This is a genomic window from Ferrovibrio sp. (assembly GCF_965278975.1).
GTDB lineage: Bacteria > Pseudomonadota > Alphaproteobacteria > Ferrovibrionales > Ferrovibrionaceae > Ferrovibrio.
In genome coordinates this window covers 3,362,957-3,386,682 of sequence record NZ_OZ257126.1, presented here as the reverse complement: position 1 = coordinate 3,386,682, position 23,726 = coordinate 3,362,957, and the positions used below count along the sequence as shown (strand labels likewise).

Below are 23,726 nucleotides of genomic sequence, written 5' to 3'. Positions count from 1 at the left end.
GGAAGATTGGCCTTAAGCGGTAATATCATACCGCATTTATCCTGAGTTAAGCCAATGCTCCTCCCCAAACTTGTCACCGTGCTGCGCGACGGCTACGGCCTGGCCGAACTGCGCAAAGACGCCTTGAGCGGCCTTACCGTCGCCATCGTGGCCCTGCCACTGGCCATGGCGATTGCGATTGCCAGCGGCACCACGCCGGATCGCGGCCTCGTCACCGCCATCATCGCCGGCTTCATCATCTCGGCGGTTGGCGGCAGCCGGCACCAGATCGGCGGCCCCACCGCCGCCTTCGTCATCGTGGTCTATGGCGTGATCCAAAAGCATGGCTATGACGGCCTGCTGCTCGCCACCCTGATGGCCGGCGGGCTGCTGCTGCTGGCCGGCCTGTTCCGCCTCGGCAGCCTGATCCGCTTCATCCCGCATCCAGTGATCACCGGCTTCACCGCCGGTATCGCGGTAACGATCCTCTCAACCCAGGTGAAGGATTTCTTCGGCCTCGGCATCGCCGAGGTGCCGGCGGATTTCATCGATAAGCTGGCCGCCTTCGCGCATGCCGCACCAAGCTGGCAGCCCCTCACCCTGCTGATTGCCGCGCTGTCGCTGGGCATCATCATCGCGTTGCGGCGCTGGCGGCCCACCTGGCCCGGCTTCCTGATTGCCATCGCGGTGGCGACCCTGCTGGTGCTGCTGTTCGATCTGCCGGTGGAAACCATTCAGAGCCGCTTCGGCGCGATTCCCTCCAGCCTGCCCAGCCCCGCTTTGCCACAGGTGAGTGTGGCGCGGCTGCTGGATCTGCTGCCCTCGGCCTTCACCATCGCCCTGCTCGCCGGTATCGAGAGCCTGCTTTCCTGCGTCATCGCCGATGCCATGACCGGTCGGCATCATCGCTCGAATATCGAACTGATCAGCCAGGGCCTGGCCAATATCGTGTCGCCGCTATTCGGCGGCCTGCCCGCCACCGGCGCGCTCGCCCGCACCGCCACCAATATCCGCGCCGGCGCCCATGGCCCGGTTTCCGGCATGCTGCATGCGGCATTCCTGCTGCTGTTCATGCTGGCCTTCGCGCCGCTGGCCGGGCTGTTCCCGCTGGCAGCGTTGGCGGCATTGCTGGTGGTCGTCGCCTGGAACATGAGTGAATGGCATCAGATCCAGCAGACCGCGCGCGGACCGAAAACCGATTTCGCCGTGCTGCTGATCACCCTGGCGCTGACGGTGCTGCTCGACCTCACCATCGCCATCGCCGCAGGTACGGCGCTGAGCTACGCGCTGAAACTACTGCCGCAGCCGCCGCAGCACCGGGCGTAGGGCTTCCGGCAGGTCGTCGGCGATCAGGCCCGGTCCGCTTTCGCTGGCTGCTGCGCCATGCAGCCATACGGCGGCACTGGCGGCCATCAGCGGCTTCATGCCCTGCGCCATCAGGCCGGCGCAGAAACCGGCCAGCACATCGCCCGCACCGGCAGTGGCAAGATCGGGCGGCGCGTTGTCGTTGATCACCGCGAAACCTTCGGGCGAAGCGATCACCGTATCGGCGCCTTTCAGCACCAGCACTGCCTTTGCCCGCAAAGCTGCCTTGCGCGCCCGGGCAAGCTTGTTGCCCTCACTGCTGAGATCAGGGAACAGCCGGGCGAATTCGCCATCATGCGGCGTCAGCACAGCCGGACCATGGATAGCCGCGAATAGCGGTGCCGGATCATCGGCAAAGGCTGAGAGTGCATCCGCATCGAGCACACAGGCGCGCTTCGTTTTGAGTGCCGCCAGCACCGCCTGGCGGGTTTCCTCACCAGTGCCGTTGCCGGGACCGAGCAGCAGCGCGTTGCGGCGCGGATCACCCAGCGCGGCGATGAAATCATCCACCCGCATCAGCGCATCGGGCGGCGCATAAGCCGGATCGGGACTGGCGATGGTGCAAAGCCCGGCACCGATGCGCAAGGCGCCGCGTGCCGCCAGCCGCGCCGCGCCCGCCTGCCGCCCGCCACGCACCAGCACATGGCCGCGCGCATATTTATGGCCATCCAGGCGCGGACGCGGCAGCACGCCCTGCCACAGGCCTGGTTCGTTGCGTGCCTGGCGCGGCTTGATCACATCCAGCACCGTTGCGGGGATGCCGATATCGGCCAGCGCGATGACGCCGCAATGCACCCGGCCCGGCAGCAGCAGATGGCCGGGCTTGAGGCGGAAGAAGGTCACGGTGCGGTCAGCGCGAATGGCGAGGCCAAGCGGCTTGCCGTCATCGCCATGCAGGCCGCTGGGCAGATCGACCGCAACGATGGGTTTGCCGGACGCATTGGCGGCCGCGATCAATTGCGCCGCCAGGCCATCGGGCGCCCGCGACAGGCCGGCGCCGAACAGCGCATCGATGATCACATCGCAATGGGTGAAATCCGTCTGCTCCGGTGTCAGCACCGGGCCACGCCACAGCGCGGCCATCGCCGCTGCATCGCCCTTGAGCGCCGCGCGCTCGCCCAGCAGCACCAGCCGCACCGGCCAGCCGGCACGATCCAGCAGCCGCGCCGCGACGAAGCCATCGCCGCCATTATTGCCGGGGCCGCACAACACCAGCACGGAACCATAGGAATAATTCAGCCGCACGGCATCGGCGACCGCCGCGCCGGCATGCTCCATCAAGCTGAGACCCTGCGCACCACCGGCAATGGCGAGGCGGTCGGCCTCGGCCATTTGCGCGACGGTGAGCAACTCGCTCATAAGGCAGGCCGCTTGCTGTGCCAGTCGGTCGCCGCCTGATAGGCAGCGCCGGCCTGCAACACCAGATCGTCACGATGCATCGGGCCGACGAATTGCAGGCCCACCGGCAGGCCGCCGGACGTGAAGCCGCACGGCACCGAGAGCGCCGGCTGCTGGCTCAGGTTGAACGGATAGGTAAACGGTGTCCAGGCGGTCCAATAGGCATCACCCATCGCCTTCGGCGCCAGCCGCCCAGCCTCGAAAGCCGGCACCGCCAGGCTCGGCGTCACCAGCAGCGCATATTTCTCATGGAAGCTGCGCAACGTCACGCCCAGCTTGGCGCGCGTGGCCGCCGCATCAAGATACTGCGCCATGCCGATAGCAGAGCCGCGCCGGAAGGTATCCTGCAAGCCCGGATCGAGGTCAGCAAAATGCTTCTCGGGCAAAGCCTTCAGCGCATTATACGCGCCAACCCACCAATGGGTATGGAAGCAATCGGTGGGATCGCCGATATCGGGATCGACTTCCTCGATGATGGCGCCGAGATCGGCCAGCACACGCACGGCCTCCTTGACGCGCGCCGCCACTTCCACATCGACACGGGCAAAGCCGAGCGTCGGGCTGTAAGCAATCTTCAGGCCCTTGATACCGGCACCGAGATTGGCGGTGTAATCCCGGTCCTCCCAGGGCAGGCTGAACCAGTCGCGCGCATCGGGCCGCGCCAGTTCGCGCAGCATCAATGCGGCATCTTCCACGCTGCGGGTCATCGGCCCGAGATGCGCCACGGTGCCGAACGGGCTGAGCGGCCAGGCCGGCACGCGACCGAAGGAGGGTTTGAGGCCGGTGATGCCGGCGAAGGCTGCCGGGATGCGGATCGAGCCGCCGCCATCAGTGCCGATCGCCAACGGGCCAAGGCCGGCGGCAACCTGCGCCGAGGCACCGCCCGAGGAGCCGCCCGGCGTGGTATCGGTGTTCCAGGGATTGCGCGTGATGCCGGTGAGCGGCGAATCCGTCACGCCCTTCCAGCCGAATTCCGGTGTGGTGGTCTTACCCAGCAGCACGCAGCCGGCTTCGCGCAGCCGCGCCGTGGCCGGTGCGTCGTCATTCCACGCCTGGTTCGGGTCAACGCTCTTGGAGCCACGCAGGGTCGGCCAGCCCTTAGTGAGAATGATGTCCTTGATCGAGGCCGGCACGCCGTCGATGGGCGAGAGCGGCTGGCCGGCACGGTAGCGCGCCAGCGAAGCCTCGGCATCGCGCAATGCCGCTGCTTCATCCACCAGGTTATAGGCGTTGAGCCTGGGGTTTACGCGACCGATGCGCACCAGCAGCGCGCGGGTCACTTCCACCGGCGAGAGCGTACCCTTGGCATAGGCTTGCGCCATCGCCGCCGCCGAGAGGTAACAGATATCGTCGCTCATCGCTTGCTCGCTATCATGGGCAGGCCGGGCTGCGGCCGCAGGGTGATCTTGGCAACCGGTTCGACTTTCGCACCCGGCGCCAGGTCGAAGCGGAAGCGCCGCGCCAGGGTGGCGAGGATCAGCACTGCTTCCGCCATCGCAAAAGCCATGCCGATGCAGATGCGCGGCCCGGCGCCAAACGGCAGATAGACGAAGCGGGGTCGCTGCGCCGCACGCTCTGGTGCAAAATTCTCCGGATCGAAGCGATCCGGTTCGGACCAGTAGCGGCGATGGCGGTGCATCAGCCAGGGCGAAATGATCACCGCCGTACCCTTGGGAATGTCCACGTCCAGCACGCGGTCATCCTGCACCGCCACGCGCGAGGTGGTATGGGCCGGCGGGTAAAGCCGCATCGCCTCCTCGATCACCATGCGCGTATAGCTCAGCTTCTCGATATCGCCCCAATCCGGGTCGCGGCCCTGCAGCACGCCATCGATCTCGGCCCAGAGTTTCGCCTGCACGGCGGCATCCTGGCTGATCAGATACCAGGCCCAGGACAAAGCCGTGGCAGTGGTCTCATGGCCGGCAAGGAAGAAGGTGGCCATGTGATCGCGCACTTCGCGATCTTCCATAGCGCTGCCATCTCCCTCGGTATCGCGCGCGCTGAGCAGCAGTCCAAGCAGATCGTCGCCCGCCGGCTGACCCTGGGCGATCAGCTTGCGGCGGCGCTCAATCAGCCCATTGATGATGCTGTCCATGGCGCTGAGCGCGGCGCGGCCCTTGGCGGCCCCCTGGCGCGGGAACCAGGCCGGCAACCCGAGCAGATCGGGGATGCTGGGCCGCACCGTCACCTGATAGGCGTCCATCGCGGCGCCAACCTGCGACACATCGGAAGCCGGATCGGCGCCGAACATGCTGCGCGCGATGATTTCCAGCGTCACATGCATCATGGCTTCCGCCATGTCGATACGCTGGCCGCTTTGCAGCGTATCGGCGAGCGCCACAGCACGCTCGGTCATCAGCGGCCCGAAAGACTGGATGCGGCGCGGCGAGAAGATCGGCGCCATCAGGCGGCGCTGACGCTTCCAGTCCAGCCCTTCGCTGGTAAGCAGGCCATTGCCCAAGCCCGGTTCCAGAATTCGCTGTCCCAGCGGATCGCGCACATAATTCGCCACGTTATCCAGCATCACATGGCGGATCATATCCGGGTGATTGGCCAGCACCACCCGACGCATGAACATCTTGTACTGGACGTAATCGCGCTCGTAGGCTTCCTCGCCCCAGGCCGCCACTACATTGTCGCGGATGGTGCGGATGATCTTGATCAGATTGCGCCGCTGCATCGGCTGCGGCTTCACCGGCATGAAGTCTGTGGCGTCCACCACGGCCATGGTTTATCCGAACAGCGTGGTGGTCATGCCGCCATCCACCACCAGCAGATGGCCATTCACATAGCCGCCCGCCGGCGATACCAGATACAGCGCCGAACCGGCCAGTTCCGCCGGCTGGCCCCAGCGCCCTACCGGCGTACGGTTATTGACGAAGGCAACGAATTCCGGCCGCGCCATCAATTCGGCATTAAGCTCGGTCTCGAAGTAACCCGGCGCGATGGCATTCACCGTCACACCCTTCGGCCCCAGTTCGGCGGCCAGCGCCTTGGTCAACCCCAGGATGCCGTGCTTCGACGCGGTATAGGCCGGGATCGTGGCGCGGCCCAGCACCGAGAGGATCGAACCGATATTGACGATGCGGCCATAGCCCTGCTCCGCCATCTTCAACCCGGCGGCCTGGGACAGCACGAAAGCAGCGGTGAGGTTGGTATCCAGCACCCGGCGCCATTCCTCAAGCGAGTAATCCGCCAGCGGCTTGCGGATATTCATGCCGGCATTGTTGACCAGGATATCGAGATGGCCCTGTTCGGCGGCGATGCGGTCCACCGCTGCCTTGGCGGCAACGCTGTCCATCACATCGAAAGCGGCGATGCCGGCCTTGATGCCTTCCTGGCGCAATTCGGCGGCGCGGGCCTCCAGGGTTTCGGCATGGCGGCCATTCAGCACCACGCTGGCACCGGCCTGGCCGAACAGCCGGGCGATTTCCAGGCCGAACCCACGCGAGGCGCCGGTGATCAGGGCCACTTTTCCATCGATGCGAAATGCCTGCACGCTATCCGCTCCCCTAACAGCTTCCCTAACGGCTTTTCTAACAGTTTTCTGCTGCGCAGTTTAGCGTTTTGCGCGCTTTACACCAGCACCCGCCGCTCGCTAGACTCAGCAACGTCATTCCCCAAGGTCAAGTAGAAGAGACGAGGAAACGCCGTGCTGCGCAGCTATCAGGTCGCCGAATTCGCCAAGCCGCTGGTCTCCAGTGAACGCCCGCTGCCGGAGCCGACCGGCGCCCAGGTGCTGGTGAAGATGGACCGCTGCGGCGTCTGCCACAGCGACCTGCATATCTGGGACGGCTACTGGGACCTCGGCGGCGGCAAGAAGATCATCGCCGCCAACAATGGCAGCCTGCTGCCGCTGACCATGGGCCATGAGATTGTCGGCACCGTGATCGCCAAGGGCCCCGATGCCACCGGCGTCGAGATCGGCCAGCGCCGCCTGGTCTTCCCCTGGATCGGCTGCGGCGTCTGCGCCGTGTGCAAGGAAGGCGCCGAACATCTCTGCGCCGGCAAGGCACAGGCGCTGGGCGTGTTCCTGGATGGCGGCTTCGCCAGCCATGTGCTGGTACCGGCGGCGCATTACCTGCTGGATTACGGCACACTGGATACCAACCTCGCCTGTACCTATGCCTGTTCCGGCCTCACGGCGTATTCGGCGCTGAAGAAGATCGGCAAGCTGCCCGACGGCCAGAACCTGCTGATCGTCGGCGCCGGCGGCGTCGGCCTCAATGCCATCGCCATGGCCAAGGCCGTGACCGGCCAGGCGCCGATTGTTGCCGATCTGGATCCGGCAAAGCGCGAGGCGGCGCTGAAGCTCGGCGCCAAACAGGCCATCGATCCGCGCGAGGATGGCATCAGCCGCACCGTGATGAAGGCCACCGGCGGCATGGCTGGTGCTGTCGATTTCGCCGGCTCGCCGCAGAGTTTCGATTTCGCCTATGGCCTGCTGCGCAAGGCGGGCCATCTGGTCAGCGTCGGCCTACTCGGCGGCCAGACCACCCTGTCGCTGCCCTTGCTGGTGATGAAAGGCGTGACGATCTCCGGCTCTTATGTCGGCAGCCTGGAAGAACTGAAAGAGCTGTTGGCACTGGCGCAGGCGCAGCATCTGCCGGCTTTGCCCATCGAAGTGCGGCCGCTGGATGCGGTGAACGGCGCGCTGGAACAGCTCAAAGCCGGCGGCGTGGTCGGCCGCATCGTGCTCAGCAACTAAAGAAACAGCGTCAGCACGCCGGTATAGCCATAGAGGCGCGCGGCGGCGATTTCGCCGCCGCAATACATGCCGAGCAAAGGCAGGCCGGGAAACACGGCCGCGATGCGCGCCAGTTCGCCCGGCTCCTGCACGAACTGATCCTGGCTGCGCGCCATGCAGGAGAAATAGATCGCACCGCGCGGTTCTGTGCCGCCGCAGCGCCGCTTGAGATCGGCCAGCATGCGGTCCATGTCACGACCGGCACTTTCCACATCGCGGCGGCAGAAGAACAGTGGATCGCCCTCCTCCACTAATGCGCCGATAGCCAGGGCACCGGCCTGCGGGTCGATGCCCATGATATTGCGCACCAGATAATCCGGGCGGTCCGAACCACCGATCGGCAACGCAACCATCAGGCCGGAACCGAGGCGCCGCAAATCCTGCATCGAGCGGATGTTGAAGGCATCCTGCAAGGCTTCGTAAGCCGGGCGGTGATCCAGCTCCAGCAGCATGTTGCCTTCGGCGGCGGTGATGGTGAGCTGCGGCCCGGCCTGGGTACAGCCTTGGCTCAAACCCGTAAGGATCGGCTGCGCATCGGAAAACACCACGCCGGACAAGCCGCTTTCCACCAGCCCGCCAGCCCATTGCGGCCGCGCCTCGCGCGAAGCAACCAGACCACCGACCAGATAGGCATTAGAAGCCTCGCCGATATCCTGCAATATTTCAGGCAGGGCCGGCACATGCGGATCGGCATGCACGATGCCAAGCCAGCCCGAGGGAATCCGGTTTGCCTGGCTGAATAATTCAGCGCTGCCTTCCGGCACTGTGCCAAGCAGGCAGGCAACGGCTGGCTCGTCGCAATATTCGCGGCTGCCGGCGGCGATGGAATGACTCACCGCGCCGAGCAGATTGCTGATCCCGGTGGCTTCCGCGATGCGGCGCAGCACCTGCGGCATATGCGAAGCCAGATGTTCGGTGACATAAACGAAGCCGATATTGGCGGCGTCACCCACCGGCATCACCTGCAGCAGGCTGCCGTCCACCGCCATGCGCCAGTCCGCCGCCGTGGCGGCGCCAAGATGGAATTTGGAACCAATGGCTTGTTGTGTCATGGCGCCGCTCCGGGTCGTGTGTCGCCCAGTATATACTATCGTGCCGCTCCGATCCCAGTCTTGACGCGCAATTGTGCCCTCTTGACGCATAATTGTGATTGGGCTCCGATACCGGAAACCACGCCGGGATCACCATGCACCGCTTATTTCTGTTCGCCATCGCCCTGTTCTGCCTCGTCTTGACGCAGGCGGAAGCCGCCGATCTTGCTTCGCCCGTGGGCACCTGGCGCACGATTGATGATGAAACCGGCAGCGAACGTTCGGTTGTCGAGATCGCCGAGGTTGGCGGCGAGCTACAGGGGCGCATTGTAAAAATATTTCTGCGGCCGGACGAAAAGCCCGATCCGGTTTGTGACAAATGCGAAGGCGAGCGCAAGGACAGGCCGGTGATCGGCATGACCTTCCTGTGGGGCCTGAAGCCGGATGGCAGCAGCAAGACCGAATGGGCTGGCGGTGCCATCCTCGATCCGAAGAATGGCAAGGTTTATAACGCCAAGGCGGTGCTGGCGGATGGCGGCCAGACGCTGCGTGTACGCGGTTATATCGGCACACCGCTGCTGGGCCGCAGCCAGGTGTGGAAACGCGAAGCCAATTGACTCAACGCTGGCCGAGGTAGCTCCACACTGTGGCGAGGAAACGGTCGACCTGAATCGGCTTGGTCAGGTAGTCATTGAAACCGGCGACCGAGCCACGCTCCAGCGAACGATTATCGGCATCGGCGCTGAGCGCAATCACCGGTGTCTTGGCCACGGTTTCATCGGCACGCAGCCGGCGCAGCACCTCGAAGCCATCCATATCCGGCAGATGGATATCCAGCAGGATCAGGTCTGGCTGTTCTGCCCGCGCCAGGGCAATCCCCGCTGCCCCCTTGTCGGCAGTCAGCAGCACCAGATTCGGCACTGACGCCAGCACACGCGTCACCAGCAGCACATTGGCCGGATTATCCTCGATATAGAGCACGCGCCCGCTGGTATTCTGGGCGAAATGCATCGGCCGTGCCGGTGCTGCGGGCGCCGCCTGCGGTGCCGCCGTGCGATTAAAGCGCACCCAGAACCGGCTGCCCTTCCCCGGCTCGCTCTCGAAGCCGATATCGCCCTGCATGAACTCCGCAAGGCGCTTGGCTGTCGCCAGGCCGATGCCAGTGCCTTCGACGGCGCTGCCCTCGCGGCCCAGCCGGTTGAAGGCCTCGAATACCTGGCTCTGTTGCTCAATGGGAATACCGGCGCCATCGTCGGCGACGTGGAATTCGATGCGGCCATCGGTCATTGCACGGCAGCCAATCTCGATTCTTCCGCCCTGGCGGCCATACTTGGCCGCGTTGGAAATAAAGTTGGTCATGATCTGGTTGAAGCGGGTGAGGTCGACCAGCACATGCGCGTTTTCCGGCAGCGGCTTCACCTCAACGGTCTGGCCGCGCGCTTCAGCCAACGCCCGGGCGATACCGCCAAGATCGCGGATCATGCCGTTGGCCTCGATACTCTCCATTGACAGGGTTACCCGGCCGGCCTCGATCTTTGCCAGGTCCAGCACCTGCTCGATCAGTGCCAGCAACTGGCGACCGCTGCCCTCAATCATGTGGATGAATTCAAGCTGCTGCTCGCTGAGGCGGTCGCGCGCGCCCATTGCCAGAAGCTGCGCGAAGCCAAGCACGGAATTGAGCGGCGTGCGCAATTCATGGCTCATCGAGGCGAGGAAACTGGACTTGGCGAGATTGGCCGCTTCCGCCTGCTCGCGGGCAACGCGCAACTGTTCCTCGGCATTGCGCTGCTGCGTGATATCCACCACCACGCCATCCCAGATGATCGAATCATCAGGGCCACGACTGGGGCGCACATAGTTGCGCACCCATTTCATCGGGCTGCCATCGGCGGGATGGATGCGGGAATCGACGGCCAGAGGCCGCAAATTCTGCTCCTCCGCATCCACCTGGGCCAGATAGCGGGCGCGGTCGCCGGGCTCCACCACGGCGGAAAGCACACCGGCATCACGTTTGATCGCCGCCGGATCAAGGCCGAACAATGCCTTCGCGCCAGCACCGACGAAGGGATAATGCAGGCTGCCATCAGGCCGCTGCACCCGGCGATAGATCATGCCGGGGAAATTCTCCGATATGCCCTTGAGATGCCGTTCCAGTTCACGGCGCTGCGCCAGCAGCAGGATACCGCCACCCAGGATCAGGGTGCCGATCCCCACTTCCAGCGCGAAGCCGAAGCCATTGGCCGCCAGCAGCCGCTTGGCCAGCGGCGCATCCAGCAGCATCAGGAACAAATAGCTGCTCAAGGCCGCCGGGCCGATCAGCAGTGACAGCACGGCGAGATGGCGGAAATTCGGCCGGGCATGCCCTCCGGCCCCTCGGGAGCGCGACCAAACCAGGATGCCAACCAGTGCGGTGACATAGACCGAGCCAATACCACCGAGCATGCCGACGCCGCCAATCCAGACGCGGTAAGCCGCCGCCGCACTGGCCGCGATCAATCCGGCCACCGGGCCGCCGAACAATGCACCAAGCCCCACCGCGACATGACGCGCATCCCAGACCAGGCCATTGCCCTGGGCCGCCGGCATCAGCATGGAAAGAATCGCGGCGGCGGCAAAGATCAAGCCAAGGCAGATCGTATGCAAATGCCGGTGACGCATCAGGCGGCTGGCGGAGAGTCCGTCATGCAGCAACGCCACCAGCAGGAACAACACGAGCGTGCCGGCGAAGCTGCTGATGCTATCTGATGGTATCGGCGCCATGGCACCAGTATAGGGGGCAGTTCACGCCGGGCCAATCCGGCTATTGCCCTTAATGCATCCGCCCCCGGAGCTTTCTGGCGGGGCATCTTTTCAGGATACTGCCGTCTTGCAGCCAGCTTGCCCCGCTGCTGGGTGCAGCGTAGGCTTCCGCCATGCCGGAAACACAACATGCTGTCGCCATTCCGCCCGAGCCGGACCGCTGGGAACGGCTGTGGCGCGGCACCGTGCCGACTCTGGTGCTGTCCGTGTCACTGGCCGCCAGCTTTTATGGCCACGCCCTGCTGCGCGACCGCGCCGAAGACCGCGCCATCGCCAGTCTGCGCCTCGACACGGCCGCGATGGGGGATGCGCTGGAGGACCGCGCGGCACGGGCGGAGCATATGTTCCAGGCGGTATCCGCCTTCTTCCATGCCTCGCAAACCGTGTCGGCAGAGGAATTCGCCAGCTTCGTCATCCTGGTCCATGCCAGCGGCAATGTGCGCGGTGTCGATTTCATCAGCTATCTTCCGGCCAACCAGATTCGCGCCGGGCAATATGCGCCGCTGTTTTCCAGTGGCTTCGACCTGCAGCGTCGCCTTGATACCGCCTCGCCGGCGATGCTCGAAGTCTGGCGTGAGACCATCGACCGCGCGCTCAGCAACACACAGGCCGTCACCACGCTGCCGCTTGCCCCTTCTAATCTTGCGATATCCCCTTCCATTCCACCGGACCCAATTCAATCAGATAAGGGCGTGCTGTGGGCGCGGGCGGTTTCCAGCGGCGAGCAGCCAGGCGAGATCATCGGCGTGCTGGCGATGCAAGTGGACATCACGCGGATGGCGGCGGAAGCCTTCGAACCATGGCGGCTGCGCCATGGCCTGCGGTTATCAGTGGAAGCCACAGCGGCAGTGCCGGCTGTGCTGGAACGCAATCTCGACCGTCCGGCCGAACCGCACCAGCAGGCCGGTGAACGCCTTGGCCTGTTCGGCCAATACTGGCGGCTTGAGACCTGGGGGTTGCAGCAGAATCGCTTGAGCGGCGATGCACTGCTCGCCAAGCTGGCGCTGGGTCTTGGCATCGCGGTCAGTCTGATCCTGTTCGGCGCCTCCCTGAGCCAGAAACGCGCCCGTATCCAGGCCGATCAGGCGCGGCGCCGCCTGTTCGATGCCCTGAACAGCATGCGCGACGGCTTCGCCGTGTTCGATGCCGAGGACCGCCTGCTGCTGTGGAATGACAAATTCCTTACTTGCCACCCATCGAGTGCCGGCAGCATCCGTGCCGGCCTGCGCTATGCCGATCTGCTGCGAGAAGGATTGCGCCAGGGCGAATATGCTATCGGCACGGGCGATGGCGAAGCCTGGCTTGCCGCACACCTCGCCGCCCGCGTCGCCGAGCGGCCGGACGAAGTACAGCTCCAGGATGGGCGCTGGCTGCGCTGCGCCGCCTTCCGCACCTCGGATGGTGGTCGCGCGCTGTTATGCAGCGATGTGACCGAGGCCAAGCAGCACGAGCACCGGCTGGCAAGCCAGCTCGAAATCCTGGAACACATGGCGGGCGGCAGCCGGCTGGCGGAATTGCTCGGCGAGGTGATCGGCTGGCTGGAAGACAACCTGCCCGGGGCGCTTGGTTCGCTGCACCGGCTGGATGCCAACGGCAAGCGTTTCGCCTCCTCGGTCTGCGGCAAAATTCCGCCGGACTATGCCGCCAGCCTGGATGGCATCGAGATCGGGCCGGAAGTCGGCTCTTGCGGCACGGCCGCCTTCCGCCGCGAAATCGTGATCAGCGCCGAAATCGCCAGCGATCCATTATGGCGCAATTTCTCAGGCCTGGTTGAACCATACGGCCTCAAGGCAGTGTGGTCGGCGCCGATCATGGGTGACAGCGGCCAGGTGCATGGCACGCTGGCAGCCTACTTCAAGCAGCCTCGGCGGCCAAGCGAAAGCGAACTCAAGATGCTGCGCCTGGCCGCGACCATGGCGCGGCTGGCGCTGGAGCGCGAAGCTTACCTGGCGCGGCTGACCAATCTGGCCAAGCTGGAAGCCGTGGACCGCCTCTCCGGCGGCATCGCGCATGACTTCAATAATCTGTTGCAGGTGGTGGAACAGAGCACGGCCTTGCTGCGCAAGTCGCTGACCGACGAGCGGCAGCGCAGCCTCGCCGACATGACGCTGGAAGCCGCCGGCAAGGGCGCGGCGCTGATCAAGCGCCTGCTGGTCTTCGCGCGCGGCCAGCCGCTGCAACTCGGCGGCATCGACCTGGCGCAGACGATCCATGAGCTTGAGCCGCTGCTGCGCCAGGCCTGCGGCAATATCGACATCAGCCTTGCGCTGGACGACGGCGTCGGCAGTATCCGCACCGATCGCATCATGCTGGAAAGCGCGCTGCTGAACCTGACGCTCAATGCCCGCGACGCAATGCCCGAAGGCGGTGCGCTGCGTATCGCGCTGGAGCAGCGGAATTTCTCAGCCGGCGATTCCAGCCTCGGGCTGGCGCCGGGCCACTATGCCGCCATCAGTGTTGCCGATACCGGCACCGGCATGGATGCCGAGACCCTGCGCAATGCCGTGGTGCCGTATTTCACCACCAAGCCGGTGGGCAGCGGCAGCGGGCTGGGCCTGAGCATGGCCTATGGTTTTGCACGCGAGAGCGGCGGCGCGCTCCAGCTCGAAAGCCAGCCCGGCCAGGGTACGGTGGTGACGCTGTATCTGCCGATCAGGGCTTGAGTATTTCTGTCAGGGTGTCCATCAGGGCTTCGCCGGTGAACGGCTTGGACAGCACGACATCGGCGCCGAAAGTACTGGCGAATTGCAGGAAATCCTGATTGCCGCGACGGCCGCCGCCAGACATGGCGATGACGCGGATATCTGGCGCCAGACTGCGTACCGCCCGGATCAGCTCCAGCCCATCCATGTCCGGCATAAGGATATCGGTGATCACCACGTCGAAGCCGCCCTGCTGGCGCAGCAACTCCACCGCCTTGCGGCCATCGGCAAAACTCTGCACCGCATGGCCATAGGCTTCCAATGTCATCCGCAAACTGCGGCAGACGAGATCGTCATCCTCCACGAGCAGAATACGCGCCACGCGTTTCCCCCTGATCAACCCCTGAACACCACATCTCTAAGCTATACGAGCGCAGCAGCGGCGCCTAGCTGCTTTCATAGCGGATAGCGAGTACTTCCAGGCTTTCGCGGCCCAGGGGCGTGCGCATTTCCACCGTATCGCCGACCCGTGCCTTGATCAGTGCGCGTGCCACCGGCGATACCCAGCTTATCTCTGCCCGTTCGATGCGTGCTTCGTCCACACCAACGATCCGCACCGTGCGCTCGATATCCTGTTCGTCGACATAGGTGACCGTGGCGCCGAAAAATACCTGATCACGGTTCTTCTGCAGTGCCGGATCGACCGGCTCGGCGATTTCCAGCCGCTTGAGCAGGAAACGGATACGGCGGTCGATCTCGCGCAGCCGGCGCTTGCCGTAGATGTAGTCGCCATTCTCGGAGCGGTCGCCATTGCCCGCCGCCCAGGACACCACCTCTACCACCTTGGGTCGCTCGACCTGACGCAGTTGCTTCAGTTCGGCGCGCAGCCGTTCGAGACCTTCGAGGGTGATGTAGTTTTTTGCCCCAACAGGCAGCGCCGGACCGGCCTCGGCCTCGTCGTCGGCTTCGTCGCCGGTGGATTCCTTGGTGAAGGCCTTGCTCATGACGCCGGCTTCCCCAGGCACCGGGCCGAAACCCGATTGCCCCCAAAATTCATGTATTTGAGAAAAATTGGGGCGAGAGACGGGACTTGAACCCGCGACCCCCAGAGCCACAATCTGGTGCTCTAACCAACTGAGCTACTCCCGCCGCAATGGGCGCCTTATTAAACAAGGCCTTGGCCAAGGTCAAGACCGCCGGCAGGACAACCGCGTGGATTGTGTAAGTTGTTGTTCTAGCAGTGCGAGCGGGTGATTTTCTTGCTCTGGCGGCAGGAACCCGCCAGAATTCCCGCATGACGGAATTCTGGCTCATCCTCGCCGCGCTGCTCATCGGCATCCCCGGCGCCCTCTTTATCGCAATGCAGATCAACGCTGCGCATCGCCGCCAGGTGATGGCCTATGAGTGGAACTCGGCCGAGGTAATCAGGCGCGGGCAACGCCTGGACCAGCTCGAAAAGCTGACCAAGGACGCGCAGAAGAAGATCGCGGAACTCACCAAGGAAAATTTCGAGCTTAAGGCCCAGGTGATCAAGCTGGAACGCCTGGCCACTGTTGCGATCACCGCGCCGGCGCCGGATGACAAGGTTTTCAACGTCGCCGTGTTCAACCAGGAAGTCCGCCGCGCCCATATGATGGGCCAGAAGCACCGCAACCTCGACGACAAATGGGCCGAGATCAACCATGAGGAAGTCTCCGCCGCTAACGAGGATGCCGTGCGCAAGAAGATGTTGCGCAAATATCCGCCCGAGCGCGGCTTCGTGATCGAGAGCGTTACCCTGAAACGCTAAAGCGTTTCGGCTTCATGGTGTAATGCTGAGATCGCGGCCCAGGTCACGACTCGCGAATACGCGCAGTTCCAGCGCGGTCTGATTGTCGATCTCGCCCAGCGGCGCCAGATTCCAGCCCCATTCCTTCTCGGCCACCGGCGGCGTGACATCGAACAGGGCCGATTCCGACATCACCACTTCGCCGGCACGGTTGCGGAAAATGCGGCGCTGCTCACTGACCAGTCCGACGCGACAATCCAGCAGCCGCAGACCGGCGAGATGCGCCGCGACGATGCGGCGGCCATAAGCCTGGCGCATAACGAAGGACTGCCCTGCCCGCTCCAGCTTCTCCAGTGGCAGCAGCGGCAATTGCGACAGCAGATTGAGCGACAGCACCAGGTTCGGCCTGGCCGCATCCAGCGCCAGCAAGGCCTCGGGCTGCGGCTCGGGCAATGGCTTGCCGGGGCGCCATTCAAGCATCGCCGGCACCAGGCCGCTGACATCAAACTGCCGCGCCTCAAGGTTTGGGAAACGCTTCAGCCGCCAGAGTTGCATCGGCAGCCAGGCAATATCGGCCAGCAGCACGCGGTCGAATTTCGCACTCAGGGCCTGCAGCGGCAGATCATCCAGCAGCCCGGCGCCCAGCACCCAGGCGGTGCCACCCTGCGGCAGATCGCTCAGCAGGCTCTCAACAAAAGCGCGGCTTTCGGCATGATGCGGCGCCCAGGCTTTGGCACAGCGGCGCGAACGCGACCACAGACCGACCTGGGCGCGGCCATAGCCAAGCTGGCGAGCCGCCGGCTCGCAGCGCACCATGGTACTGAGCAGCAATTCCGCCAGCATGGCTTATTCGGCGGCGGCGCGCCGCCCGAACCGCGCCTCGGCCTGTTCGCGCGTGTAATAGCCGCGCGCGATATCGCGCTCGATGGCGGCAGCGTCGCGTTCAGCGGGCTCGCCATAGCCGCCGCCGCCGGGCGTGGAAACCCGCACGCGGTCGCCGACCTTGATGGCGATATCCTGGTCCTTGGAGAGATGCGGCGGGATGTATTGGCCGCTGTCGTCGCGCTCGATCAGCACGGTGTTGAGGCCGCCATCCTCGCCACCCAGCACGCCGCGCGGCCCGGTGCGGCCATGGTCCATCACCATGGAGGCGCGCGCCTCGCCGCGCCGCAGGCGGATGGTGTAATTGACGCCGAAACCGCCGCGATACTTGCCGGCGCCGCCCGAGCCTTCATGCAGCGAGTATTCCTCGAACAGCACCGGATAATACTGTTCCATCACCTCGATCGGCGTGGTCTTGGAAATGCCAATAGTAGAGCAGCCATTGCTGATGCCATCACCGCCATGCCAGCCGCCATAGCCGCCACCGGAGATGACGTACATCACATAGGCGCGGTTGCGCGCCGGATCAAAGCCGCCGAGCGCGAGATTGCCCGATGTGCCGGCCGGCGCGGCAAACAGCTTATCCGGCATCGCCTGAACCAGGGCATTGAACACCGCCTCGGCGATGCGCTGGCTGACTTCCGCAGCACAACCCGATACCGGGCGCGGGTATTTGGCATAGAGGAAAGTGCCGTCCGGGTCCTTGATCTTCAGCGGCTCGAAGGTGCCGGCATTGATCGGCACATCGGGGAAGATATGCTTCACCGCCAGATAGACCGACGACTTGGTGGTGGCCAGCACCGAGTTCATCGGCCCCTTGCAGGGCGGGCTGGAGCCGGTCATGTCGAAATGCAGTTCATCGTCCTGCTTGGTCACGGTCATGGCGATATGCAGCGGCTCATCCACCACGCCATCGGAATCAACCACCGCCGAGCCGCGATAGACACCATCGGGAATGGCGCTGATACGCGCACGCATCTGCTGCGCCGCGCGCGCCTTCAATTCGGCAATCGCCGCCTCCACGGTATCGGCGCCGTAGCGGTCGAGTAGAGCCGTCAGCCGCTTTTCACCAATCGACAACGCGGCCGCCTGAGCCTTGATATCGCCGATGCGCTGATCGGCGATACGGATATTGCTGAGGATGATGGAGAGGATTTCCTCATCCAGCACACCCTGCTTGTAGAGCTTCACCGGCGGCAGCCGCAGGCCCTCCTGCTCTACTTCCGTGGCATTGGCCGAAAAGCCGCCCGGCACCATGCCGCCGGTATCCGGCCAATGGCCTGTATTGGCGAGCCAGGAAAACAGCTTGCCCTGATAGAAGAACGGCTTGACGAATTTCACATCCATCAGATGCGTGCCGCCCAGATAGGGATCGTTGACGATATAGATATCGCCCGGCTGCGGATTGCGCGCACGCTCGATCACGGCCTGGGTGGAAAACTGCATGGTACCGACGAAAACCGGCAGGCCGAGATCGCCCTGGGCGATCAGTTCGCCGGTATCGCGGTGATAGATGCCATCCGAGCGATCCAGAGCTTCCGAGATCACCGGCGAGAAGGCGGCACGGCAGAAAGCCAGGTCCATCTCGTTGCAGACCTGTTGCAGGCCGTTCTGGATCACAACGAGGGTAACGGGATCAAGCTGGGTCATGGCGTCACCGAAACGATCAGGTTGCCGAGGGCATCGACATGCACGCTATTGCCGGGATCGATCACCACTGTGGTATCGAGCTGTTCGCAAATCGCCGGGCCGGTGAAGCTGGCGCCGCGCGGCAGGCGTTCGCGATCGTAAACTGGCGTATCCTGCCAGCCGCCGGCATCATACCACACTTTCCGCAGGCCCTTTCGCGCACCGGCCACATCGGCGGCGGGCTCTGCCGCCAGCAGGCGGTCGAGAGACAATTGCGGGCGGCGACCGATCACGGCGGTATGCAGGTTCACCAGCTGGGCACGGATTTCCGGCAGTTCAACCTCGAAACGCTGCCAATAGGCGGCCTCGAAGGCGGCCTGCAATGCCTCGCGCGTGATATCGAGGCTGGCGACCGGCACGGTGAGCAGATGGCTTTGGCCCTGGAACTGCATATCGGCGGAATGCAGCACCTGGATTTCATCCACGGCCACGCCATCGCGGGCGATGGTGTCGCGGCCTTCCTGAATCTGCTGCTCCAGCACGGCCTTCACCAGGCCGGGATCGAGAACTGCTACCGGCTTGTTCACCGTGCGCACATAATCATGGCGCAGATCGGCAACGACGCAGCCGAGCGCATTGGTGATGCCGGGCCGGGCCGGAATCAGCAGTTTCGGGATACCCAGTTCACGCGCCAGGGCTGCGGCATGTAGCGGCCCGGCGCCGCCAAAGGCGAACAGCGCGAAATCACGCGGATCATGGCCACGGCTCAGACTGACCATGCGGATGGCATTGGCCATCTTGTCGTTGGCGATGCGCAGGATCGCCGCCGCCGTGGCTTCCATATCCAGGCCGAGCGGCTGGCCCAGCGAGGCAATGGCGGCGCGCACATCATCCAGCGAGACTTTGTTGTCCACCGACAGCAGGCCATCGGGATTGAGCCGGCCGAGCACCAGATTGGCGTCCGTAATGGTGGGCCGCGTGCCGCCCCGGCCATAGCAGATCGGGCCGGGCCGCGCGCCGGCACTTTCCGGGCCGACCTGCAGCATGCCGGCAACATTGATAAAGGCCAGCGAGCCGCCGCCGGCGCCGATGGTATGCACATCCACCATCGGCACATGGATCGGCATGGCATATTCGAGTTCGAGTTCCGACGAGACCTGCGGCACGCCATCCTGGATCAGCCCGACATCGGACGACGTGCCGCCCATATCATACGTGATGACATTCGGCAGCCCGGCGGCGCGCGCCGTGTAGGCCGCCGCCATGACACCGGAAGCCGGGCCGGACATCACGGTGTTGACGGCTGTTTCGGCAACGATGCTGGCGGCGATGGTGCCGCCATTGCCCTGCATCACCAGCAGGTCACGCCCGAAGCCGCGCTGCTTCAATTCGCCATCCAGGCGCTGCATGTAGCGATGCAGCACCGGCTGCACGCTGGCATTGACGCAGGCCGTGGTGCCGCGCTCATACTCGCGGTATTCGGAAAGCAGTTCATGGCCGGCGGTAACATAGCTGTTCGGCCAGAGTTCGGCGGCGATTTCCAGCGCGCGCTTCTCATGGCTCTGGTTGATGTAGCTGTGCAGGAAATGGATCACCAGGGCTTCGCAGCCGGCCTGCTTCAGCTCCTGCACGGCATTGCGGAAAACCGCTTCATCCAGCGGCACGACAACATTACCATCCGCATCCATGCGCTCAGGCACTTCCAGGCGCCATTGGCGCGGCACCAGCGGTTCGAAATGGCCGGTAAGGCCATAGGGCGTCGGGCGCGTGCGGCGGCCCAGTTCCAAGCTATCGCGAAAACCCTTGGTGGTGATCAGGCCGACCTTCGCCACCTTGCGCTCCAGCAGCGCATTGGTGGTCGTGGTCGTGCCATGCACGATCGTGGCGGTATCGGCCAGCGCGATGCCGGCCTTGTCCAGGGCCGCGAGTACCCCGAAAGCCTGGTTCTCCACCGTGGTCGGCACTTTCGCCAGCGACACCAGGCCGCGCTCCGGCTCGATGCCGATCAGGTCGGTGAAGGTGCCGCCCACATCGATGCCGACGGTCCAGGCCATGCCGCTACTCCTCAGACAGAAAGATACTGTTCACGCACGGCGGCATCCTGGGAAAGGTCCGCCATGGTGCCCTGATAGCGGATACGGCCCTTCTCGATGATATAGGCGCGATCCGCCACCAGCTGGGCGAAATGCAGATTCTGCTCAGACAGCAGCACAGTGAGGCCCTCGGCCTTGAGCTGCAGGATGGTCTTGGCCATCTGCTCAACGATCACCGGCGCCAAACCCTCGGACGGTTCATCCAGCAGGATCAGGCGCGGATTGCCCATCAGCGTGCGCGCGATGGTGAGCATCTGCTGCTCGCCGCCAGACATGCGGCCGCCGGGGCGATCCTTCATGCGGCCGAGATTAGGAAACAGTTCAAACAGGCGATCCGGCGTCCAGGTCGGCGTGTCGCTGCGCGGTGCCTGGCGGCCGATATCCAGATTCTCCATCACGGACAGATCCGTGAAGATGCGGCGCTCCTCCGGCACATAGCCAAGGCCAAGCTGCGCGATGCGGTGCGGCGGCAGCTTGTCTATGCGCTTGCCCTCGAAGCTGATCTCGCCGCTCTGCGCCGCCACCAGACCGATCACTGATTTCATCGTGGTGGATTTGCCCGCACCATTGCGGCCCAGCAGAACAACCACTTCGCCGCGCCGCGCCTCCAGCGCCAGATCGGCCAGGATATGGGCGCGGCCATAGAAGGTGTTCAGCCCGCTAATACTCAGCATCAGTGGGCCTCCGCGAAGGTGGCGCCGGAACCGAGATATACCGCCTGCACTTCCGCATTGGCGCGCACATCCGCCGGGCTGCCCTCGGCGATCAGCTTGCCACGGTTGAGCACGATGATGCGGTCGGCCTGGGCGAAGACCACGTCCATGTCATGCTCGGTGAACAGCACGGCGATGCCATCCTTGCGCGCCACGCGGGCCGTCAGGTCCATCAGCGCCAGGCGCTCGTTCGGCGCCATGCCGGCGGTGGGTTCATCCATCAGCAGCAGGGTCGGCTGGTTGGCCAGGGCAACGGCGAGTTCGACGCGCTTCAGATCGCCATAGGCCAGGATGCCGCAGGGCCGCTCGGCCTGATCCACCATGCCGACACGCTCCAGCAGCGCCATGGCCTCATCGCGGAACAGCGCATTGGCCGGGCGCCACAGGCTCATCAATTGCCTGTTGAATGACAGCAAGGCCATCTGCACATTCTCGCGCACGGTCATGGAATTGAACGTGGCGGTGATCTGGAAGGTGCGGCCCACACCCAGGCGCCAGATATCGCGTGGCGCCATGCCGATCAGGCTGCGGCCATGCAGCATCACCTCGCCGCTATCGGGCTTGAGCTGGCCGTTCAGCATATTGAAGCAGGTGCTTTTGCCGGCACCATTGGGGCCGATCAGCGCCAGCAACTCGCCGGCAGCAACATCGAAGCGCACATTCTGCACCGCCTGCACGCCGCCGAAGGATTTATGCAGGCCGAGAACCGTGAGTACCGTCATGGCACAGCCTCCGCCCGGGGCCGGAGTCTGGCGAATGCCAGTTTCAGGAAGCCGGCAATGCCCATCGGGAAGGCCAGCACGATCACCAGGATGGTGAGGCCGAGGATGGCGCGCCAGTATTCGGTGTTGCGCGCGATGGTATCCTGCAGCCAGGTGAACAGGGCCGCGCCCGCCACCGGGCCGGTGAGCGTCTGCACGCCACCGAGCAGCACCATCACCAGGCCATCCACCGAGCGCGGCACCGCCAGGGTTTCTGGCGAGATCGAGCCCTTGGAGAAGGCGAACAGGCCGCCGGCAAGCCCGGCGAAGACGCCGGCCAGCACGAAGCCGAACCACTGGAAGCGGCGCACATCAATGCCGATGGCATCGGCGCGCAAGGGTGAATCACGGCCGGCCCGCAGCACATAGCCGAAGGGCGCATGCACCACGCGCCACAGGAACAGGATGCCGGCGGTGCAGAGCGTGAGCGCGAAGGCGTAGAACAGCGTCTTGTTCTTGAGCCAGTCGGATGGCCACAGGCCGATCAGGCCGTTGGAGCCGCCGGTAAAGGCATCCCACTGGTAGACCACCGACCAGGCGATCTGCGCGAAGGCCAGGGTCAGCATGGCGAGATAGACGCCAGAGAGCCGCACGCAGAACCAGCCGAACACCAGCGCACCGAGGCCGCCGGCCAAGGGCGCCGCGAACAACGCCAATTCCATCGGCAGCTTGAGCTTGAGGAAGGCCAAAGCCGCGCCATAGCAGCCGAGGCCGAAATACGCCGCATGGCCGAAGCTGACCATGCCCGCCGGCCCCATCAGGAAATGCAGCGTGGCGGCGAACAGGGCGAACACCGCGATATCGATCAGCAACACTAGCACATAGCCATCGCCAGCCAGCGGCACCAGGCCAAGCAGCACGACACAGCCGAGCACGCTGAGCCAGAAAGTCTGGTTCAGCGGATAGAGCGGCGGCTCCACCGTGCCGGCGCCGCGCTGCGCGCCCTGCTGCTTGCCGAGCAGGCCCCAGGGCCGCACCACCAGCACCACGGCCATGATGACGAACTCAACCACCAGGGTGAACTTGCTGAATGAGAATACCGTGCCGAGAATGGTGACATCGCCGATGCCGATGCAGAAGGCCTTGGCCTGGGCGATCAGGAGTGCGGCGAGGAAGGCGCCGCCGATAGACCCCATGCCGCCGACTACGACGACAACGAAGGCATCGGAGATGACGCTGATATCCAGCATCAGTTGCGCCGGCTCGCGCGGCAGCTGCAATGCACCGCCAAGGCCGGCGAGGAAAGCGCCGAGGAAGAACACGCCGGTAAACAGCGTGCTCTGGTTGACGCCAAGCGCGCCGACCATTTCGCGGTCCTGCGTCGCGGCGCGCACCAGGCGGCCCCAGCGCGTGCGGTTCATCAGCAGCCACAGCAGGCCCAGCACCACCGGGCCGATGATGATCAGGAACAGATCATATTCCGGGAACCGCTTGCCCATGATCTGCACCGCGCCGCGCAGGCCGGCGGCGCGCGGGCCGACGAGATCTTCCGCGCCCCAGATGTAGAGCGCGGCATCCTTGATCACGAGGACGAGCGCAAAGGTGGCGAGCAGCTGGAACAATTCCGGCGCGCGGTAGATGCGGCGCAGCACCAGCACCTCGATCACCACGCCGATCAGGCCGACCGCAATGGCAGCCATGACCACGCCGCCCCAGAAGCCGAACAGGGTCGAGCGGCCGAGATATTCCACGAAGGCGTAGGAGAGATAGACGCCCAGCATGTAGAGCGAGCCATGGGCGAAATTCACGATCCGGCTGACACCGAAGATGATCGACAGGCCGGCGGCGACCAGGAACAGCGACGACGCGCCGGCAAGGCCATTCATGAACTGGATGACGATATTGGCGAGCAAGGCCGCTTTCCGGTCTGGCTAGAGAGAAGAAGGTTCCCCATCCCGGCTGATGCCGGGATGGGGAAT

Annotated in this window: 19 protein-coding genes and 1 tRNA gene; 5 read left to right on the top strand and 15 right to left on the bottom strand. The window is 64.6% G+C overall.

Features of this window, described 5'->3' with window-relative positions:
* The first annotated feature begins 54 nt into the window (after positions 1–54).
* A complete protein-coding gene (locus ACQY7X_RS16025; protein WP_428246420.1) occupies positions 55–1,305 on the top strand; it encodes a SulP family inorganic anion transporter in 1,251 nt (416 codons plus the stop codon).
* Here the strand turns inward: ACQY7X_RS16025 and ACQY7X_RS16020 are convergent.
* Genes ACQY7X_RS16020 through ACQY7X_RS16005 form a run of 4 tightly spaced genes read right to left on the bottom strand, consistent with a single transcriptional unit; the run spans position 1,273 to position 6,241 of the window.
* On the bottom strand, positions 1,273–2,703 hold the full coding sequence (locus ACQY7X_RS16020; protein WP_428246419.1) for an NAD(P)H-hydrate dehydratase: 1,431 nt from the start codon (positions 2,701–2,703) through the stop codon (positions 1,273–1,275). The two genes, ACQY7X_RS16025 and ACQY7X_RS16020, sit on opposite strands and share 33 nt — an antisense overlap.
* A complete protein-coding gene (locus ACQY7X_RS16015; protein WP_428246418.1) occupies positions 2,700–4,100 on the bottom strand; it encodes an amidase in 1,401 nt (466 codons plus the stop codon). The genes ACQY7X_RS16020 and ACQY7X_RS16015 overlap by 4 nt, the downstream gene beginning before the upstream one ends.
* The gene (locus ACQY7X_RS16010; protein ID WP_428246417.1) at positions 4,097–5,470 is read right to left on the bottom strand and encodes a cytochrome P450; all 1,374 of its coding nucleotides are present in this window, start codon (positions 5,468–5,470) and stop codon (positions 4,097–4,099) included. Before ACQY7X_RS16010 ends, ACQY7X_RS16015 begins: the two co-directional genes overlap by 4 nt.
* Positions 5,471–5,473: 3 nt before the next feature.
* Positions 5,474–6,241: an SDR family oxidoreductase gene (locus tag ACQY7X_RS16005; RefSeq protein ID WP_428246416.1), complete on the bottom strand. Its 768-nt coding sequence runs from the start codon at positions 6,239–6,241 to the stop codon at positions 5,474–5,476.
* A gap of 153 nt (positions 6,242–6,394) precedes the next feature.
* Between ACQY7X_RS16005 and ACQY7X_RS16000 the strand changes: the two genes are divergently transcribed.
* Positions 6,395–7,450: an alcohol dehydrogenase gene (locus tag ACQY7X_RS16000; RefSeq protein WP_428246415.1), complete on the top strand. Its 1,056-nt coding sequence runs from the start codon at positions 6,395–6,397 to the stop codon at positions 7,448–7,450.
* Here the strand turns inward: ACQY7X_RS16000 and ACQY7X_RS15995 are convergent.
* Positions 7,447–8,541, bottom strand: a complete 1,095-nt coding sequence (locus ACQY7X_RS15995) for an FIST signal transduction protein (RefSeq protein WP_428246414.1) — start codon at positions 8,539–8,541, stop codon at positions 7,447–7,449. The genes ACQY7X_RS16000 and ACQY7X_RS15995 overlap by 4 nt on opposite strands.
* A gap of 134 nt (positions 8,542–8,675) precedes the next feature.
* Between ACQY7X_RS15995 and ACQY7X_RS15990 the strand changes: the two genes are divergently transcribed.
* On the top strand, positions 8,676–9,137 hold the full coding sequence (locus ACQY7X_RS15990; protein ID WP_428246413.1) for a DUF2147 domain-containing protein: 462 nt from the start codon (positions 8,676–8,678) through the stop codon (positions 9,135–9,137).
* Position 9,138: 1 nt separating this feature from the next.
* On the opposite strand, the gene ACQY7X_RS15985 is transcribed toward ACQY7X_RS15990, so the two are convergent.
* Positions 9,139–11,280, bottom strand: a complete 2,142-nt coding sequence (locus tag ACQY7X_RS15985) for an ATP-binding protein (RefSeq protein ID WP_428246412.1) — start codon at positions 11,278–11,280, stop codon at positions 9,139–9,141.
* Between the two features lie 152 nt (positions 11,281–11,432).
* Here ACQY7X_RS15985 and ACQY7X_RS15980 point away from each other — a divergent pair, with 152 nt between their 5' ends.
* Complete coding sequence (locus tag ACQY7X_RS15980; RefSeq protein ID WP_428246411.1) at positions 11,433–13,982, top strand: PAS-domain containing protein; 2,550 nt, start codon at positions 11,433–11,435, stop codon at positions 13,980–13,982.
* On the opposite strand, the gene ACQY7X_RS15975 is transcribed toward ACQY7X_RS15980, so the two are convergent.
* From ACQY7X_RS15975 to ACQY7X_RS15965, 3 genes are all read right to left on the bottom strand, one after another.
* Positions 13,972–14,343: a response regulator gene (locus ACQY7X_RS15975; RefSeq protein WP_428246410.1), complete on the bottom strand. Its 372-nt coding sequence runs from the start codon at positions 14,341–14,343 to the stop codon at positions 13,972–13,974. The two genes, ACQY7X_RS15980 and ACQY7X_RS15975, sit on opposite strands and share 11 nt — an antisense overlap.
* A 64-nt stretch (positions 14,344–14,407) precedes the next feature.
* On the bottom strand, positions 14,408–14,965 hold the full coding sequence (greB, locus tag ACQY7X_RS15970) for a transcription elongation factor GreB (protein ID WP_428246409.1): 558 nt from the start codon (positions 14,963–14,965) through the stop codon (positions 14,408–14,410).
* Positions 14,966–15,033: 68 nt separating this feature from the next.
* A tRNA-His gene (locus tag ACQY7X_RS15965) sits at positions 15,034–15,110 on the bottom strand.
* A gap of 145 nt (positions 15,111–15,255) precedes the next feature.
* Between ACQY7X_RS15965 and ACQY7X_RS15960 the strand changes: the two genes are divergently transcribed.
* A complete protein-coding gene (locus ACQY7X_RS15960) occupies positions 15,256–15,750 on the top strand; it encodes a hypothetical protein (protein ID WP_428246408.1) in 495 nt (164 codons plus the stop codon).
* A 12-nt stretch (positions 15,751–15,762) separates the two neighbouring features.
* Here the strand turns inward: ACQY7X_RS15960 and ACQY7X_RS15955 are convergent, their stop codons facing one another.
* The 6 genes from ACQY7X_RS15955 to ACQY7X_RS15930 are packed head-to-tail and all read right to left on the bottom strand — an operon-like array spanning position 15,763 to position 23,660.
* Positions 15,763–16,572 carry a hypothetical protein gene (locus tag ACQY7X_RS15955; RefSeq protein ID WP_428246407.1) on the bottom strand — a complete coding sequence of 270 codons (810 nt, stop codon included), beginning with the start codon at positions 16,570–16,572 and terminating at the stop codon, positions 15,763–15,765.
* Positions 16,573–16,575: 3 nt separating this feature from the next.
* A complete protein-coding gene (locus tag ACQY7X_RS15950) occupies positions 16,576–18,261 on the bottom strand; it encodes a hydantoinase B/oxoprolinase family protein (protein WP_428246406.1) in 1,686 nt (561 codons plus the stop codon).
* Positions 18,258–20,294, bottom strand: a complete 2,037-nt coding sequence (locus ACQY7X_RS15945) for a hydantoinase/oxoprolinase family protein (protein ID WP_428246405.1) — start codon at positions 20,292–20,294, stop codon at positions 18,258–18,260. Before ACQY7X_RS15945 ends, ACQY7X_RS15950 begins: the two co-directional genes overlap by 4 nt.
* Before the next feature lie 11 nt (positions 20,295–20,305).
* A complete protein-coding gene (locus tag ACQY7X_RS15940; protein WP_428246404.1) occupies positions 20,306–21,007 on the bottom strand; it encodes an ABC transporter ATP-binding protein in 702 nt (233 codons plus the stop codon).
* Positions 21,007–21,768: an ABC transporter ATP-binding protein gene (locus ACQY7X_RS15935; protein WP_428246403.1), complete on the bottom strand. Its 762-nt coding sequence runs from the start codon at positions 21,766–21,768 to the stop codon at positions 21,007–21,009. Before ACQY7X_RS15935 ends, ACQY7X_RS15940 begins: the two co-directional genes overlap by 1 nt.
* Complete coding sequence (locus ACQY7X_RS15930) at positions 21,765–23,660, bottom strand: ABC transporter permease (protein WP_428246402.1); 1,896 nt, start codon at positions 23,658–23,660, stop codon at positions 21,765–21,767. Before ACQY7X_RS15930 ends, ACQY7X_RS15935 begins: the two co-directional genes overlap by 4 nt.
* Positions 23,661–23,726: the final 66 nt, after the last annotated feature.

Coding starts and splice junctions, on each gene's coding strand:
- ACQY7X_RS15955 (WP_428246407.1), bottom strand. CDS start 16,572: ATGCTGGCGGAATTGCTGCTCAGTACCATGGTGCGCTGCGAGCCGGCG.
- ACQY7X_RS15990 (WP_428246413.1), top strand. CDS start 8,676: ATGCACCGCTTATTTCTGTTCGCCATCGCCCTGTTCTGCCTCGTCTTG.
- ACQY7X_RS16020 (WP_428246419.1), bottom strand. CDS start 2,703: ATGAGCGAGTTGCTCACCGTCGCGCAAATGGCCGAGGCCGACCGCCTC.
- ACQY7X_RS15940 (WP_428246404.1), bottom strand. CDS start 21,007: ATGCTGAGTATTAGCGGGCTGAACACCTTCTATGGCCGCGCCCATATC.
- ACQY7X_RS16010 (WP_428246417.1), bottom strand. CDS start 5,470: ATGGCCGTGGTGGACGCCACAGACTTCATGCCGGTGAAGCCGCAGCCG.
- ACQY7X_RS15960 (WP_428246408.1), top strand. CDS start 15,256: ATGACGGAATTCTGGCTCATCCTCGCCGCGCTGCTCATCGGCATCCCC.
- ACQY7X_RS16015 (WP_428246418.1), bottom strand. CDS start 4,100: ATGAGCGACGATATCTGTTACCTCTCGGCGGCGGCGATGGCGCAAGCC.
- ACQY7X_RS15945 (WP_428246405.1), bottom strand. CDS start 20,294: ATGGCCTGGACCGTCGGCATCGATGTGGGCGGCACCTTCACCGACCTG.
- greB (WP_428246409.1), bottom strand. CDS start 14,965: ATGAGCAAGGCCTTCACCAAGGAATCCACCGGCGACGAAGCCGACGAC.
- ACQY7X_RS15980 (WP_428246411.1), top strand. CDS start 11,433: ATGCCGGAAACACAACATGCTGTCGCCATTCCGCCCGAGCCGGACCGC.
- ACQY7X_RS15995 (WP_428246414.1), bottom strand. CDS start 8,541: ATGACACAACAAGCCATTGGTTCCAAATTCCATCTTGGCGCCGCCACG.
- ACQY7X_RS15950 (WP_428246406.1), bottom strand. CDS start 18,261: ATGACCCAGCTTGATCCCGTTACCCTCGTTGTGATCCAGAACGGCCTG.
- ACQY7X_RS15985 (WP_428246412.1), bottom strand. CDS start 11,280: ATGGCGCCGATACCATCAGATAGCATCAGCAGCTTCGCCGGCACGCTC.
- ACQY7X_RS16025 (WP_428246420.1), top strand. CDS start 55: ATGCTCCTCCCCAAACTTGTCACCGTGCTGCGCGACGGCTACGGCCTG.
- ACQY7X_RS15935 (WP_428246403.1), bottom strand. CDS start 21,768: ATGACGGTACTCACGGTTCTCGGCCTGCATAAATCCTTCGGCGGCGTG.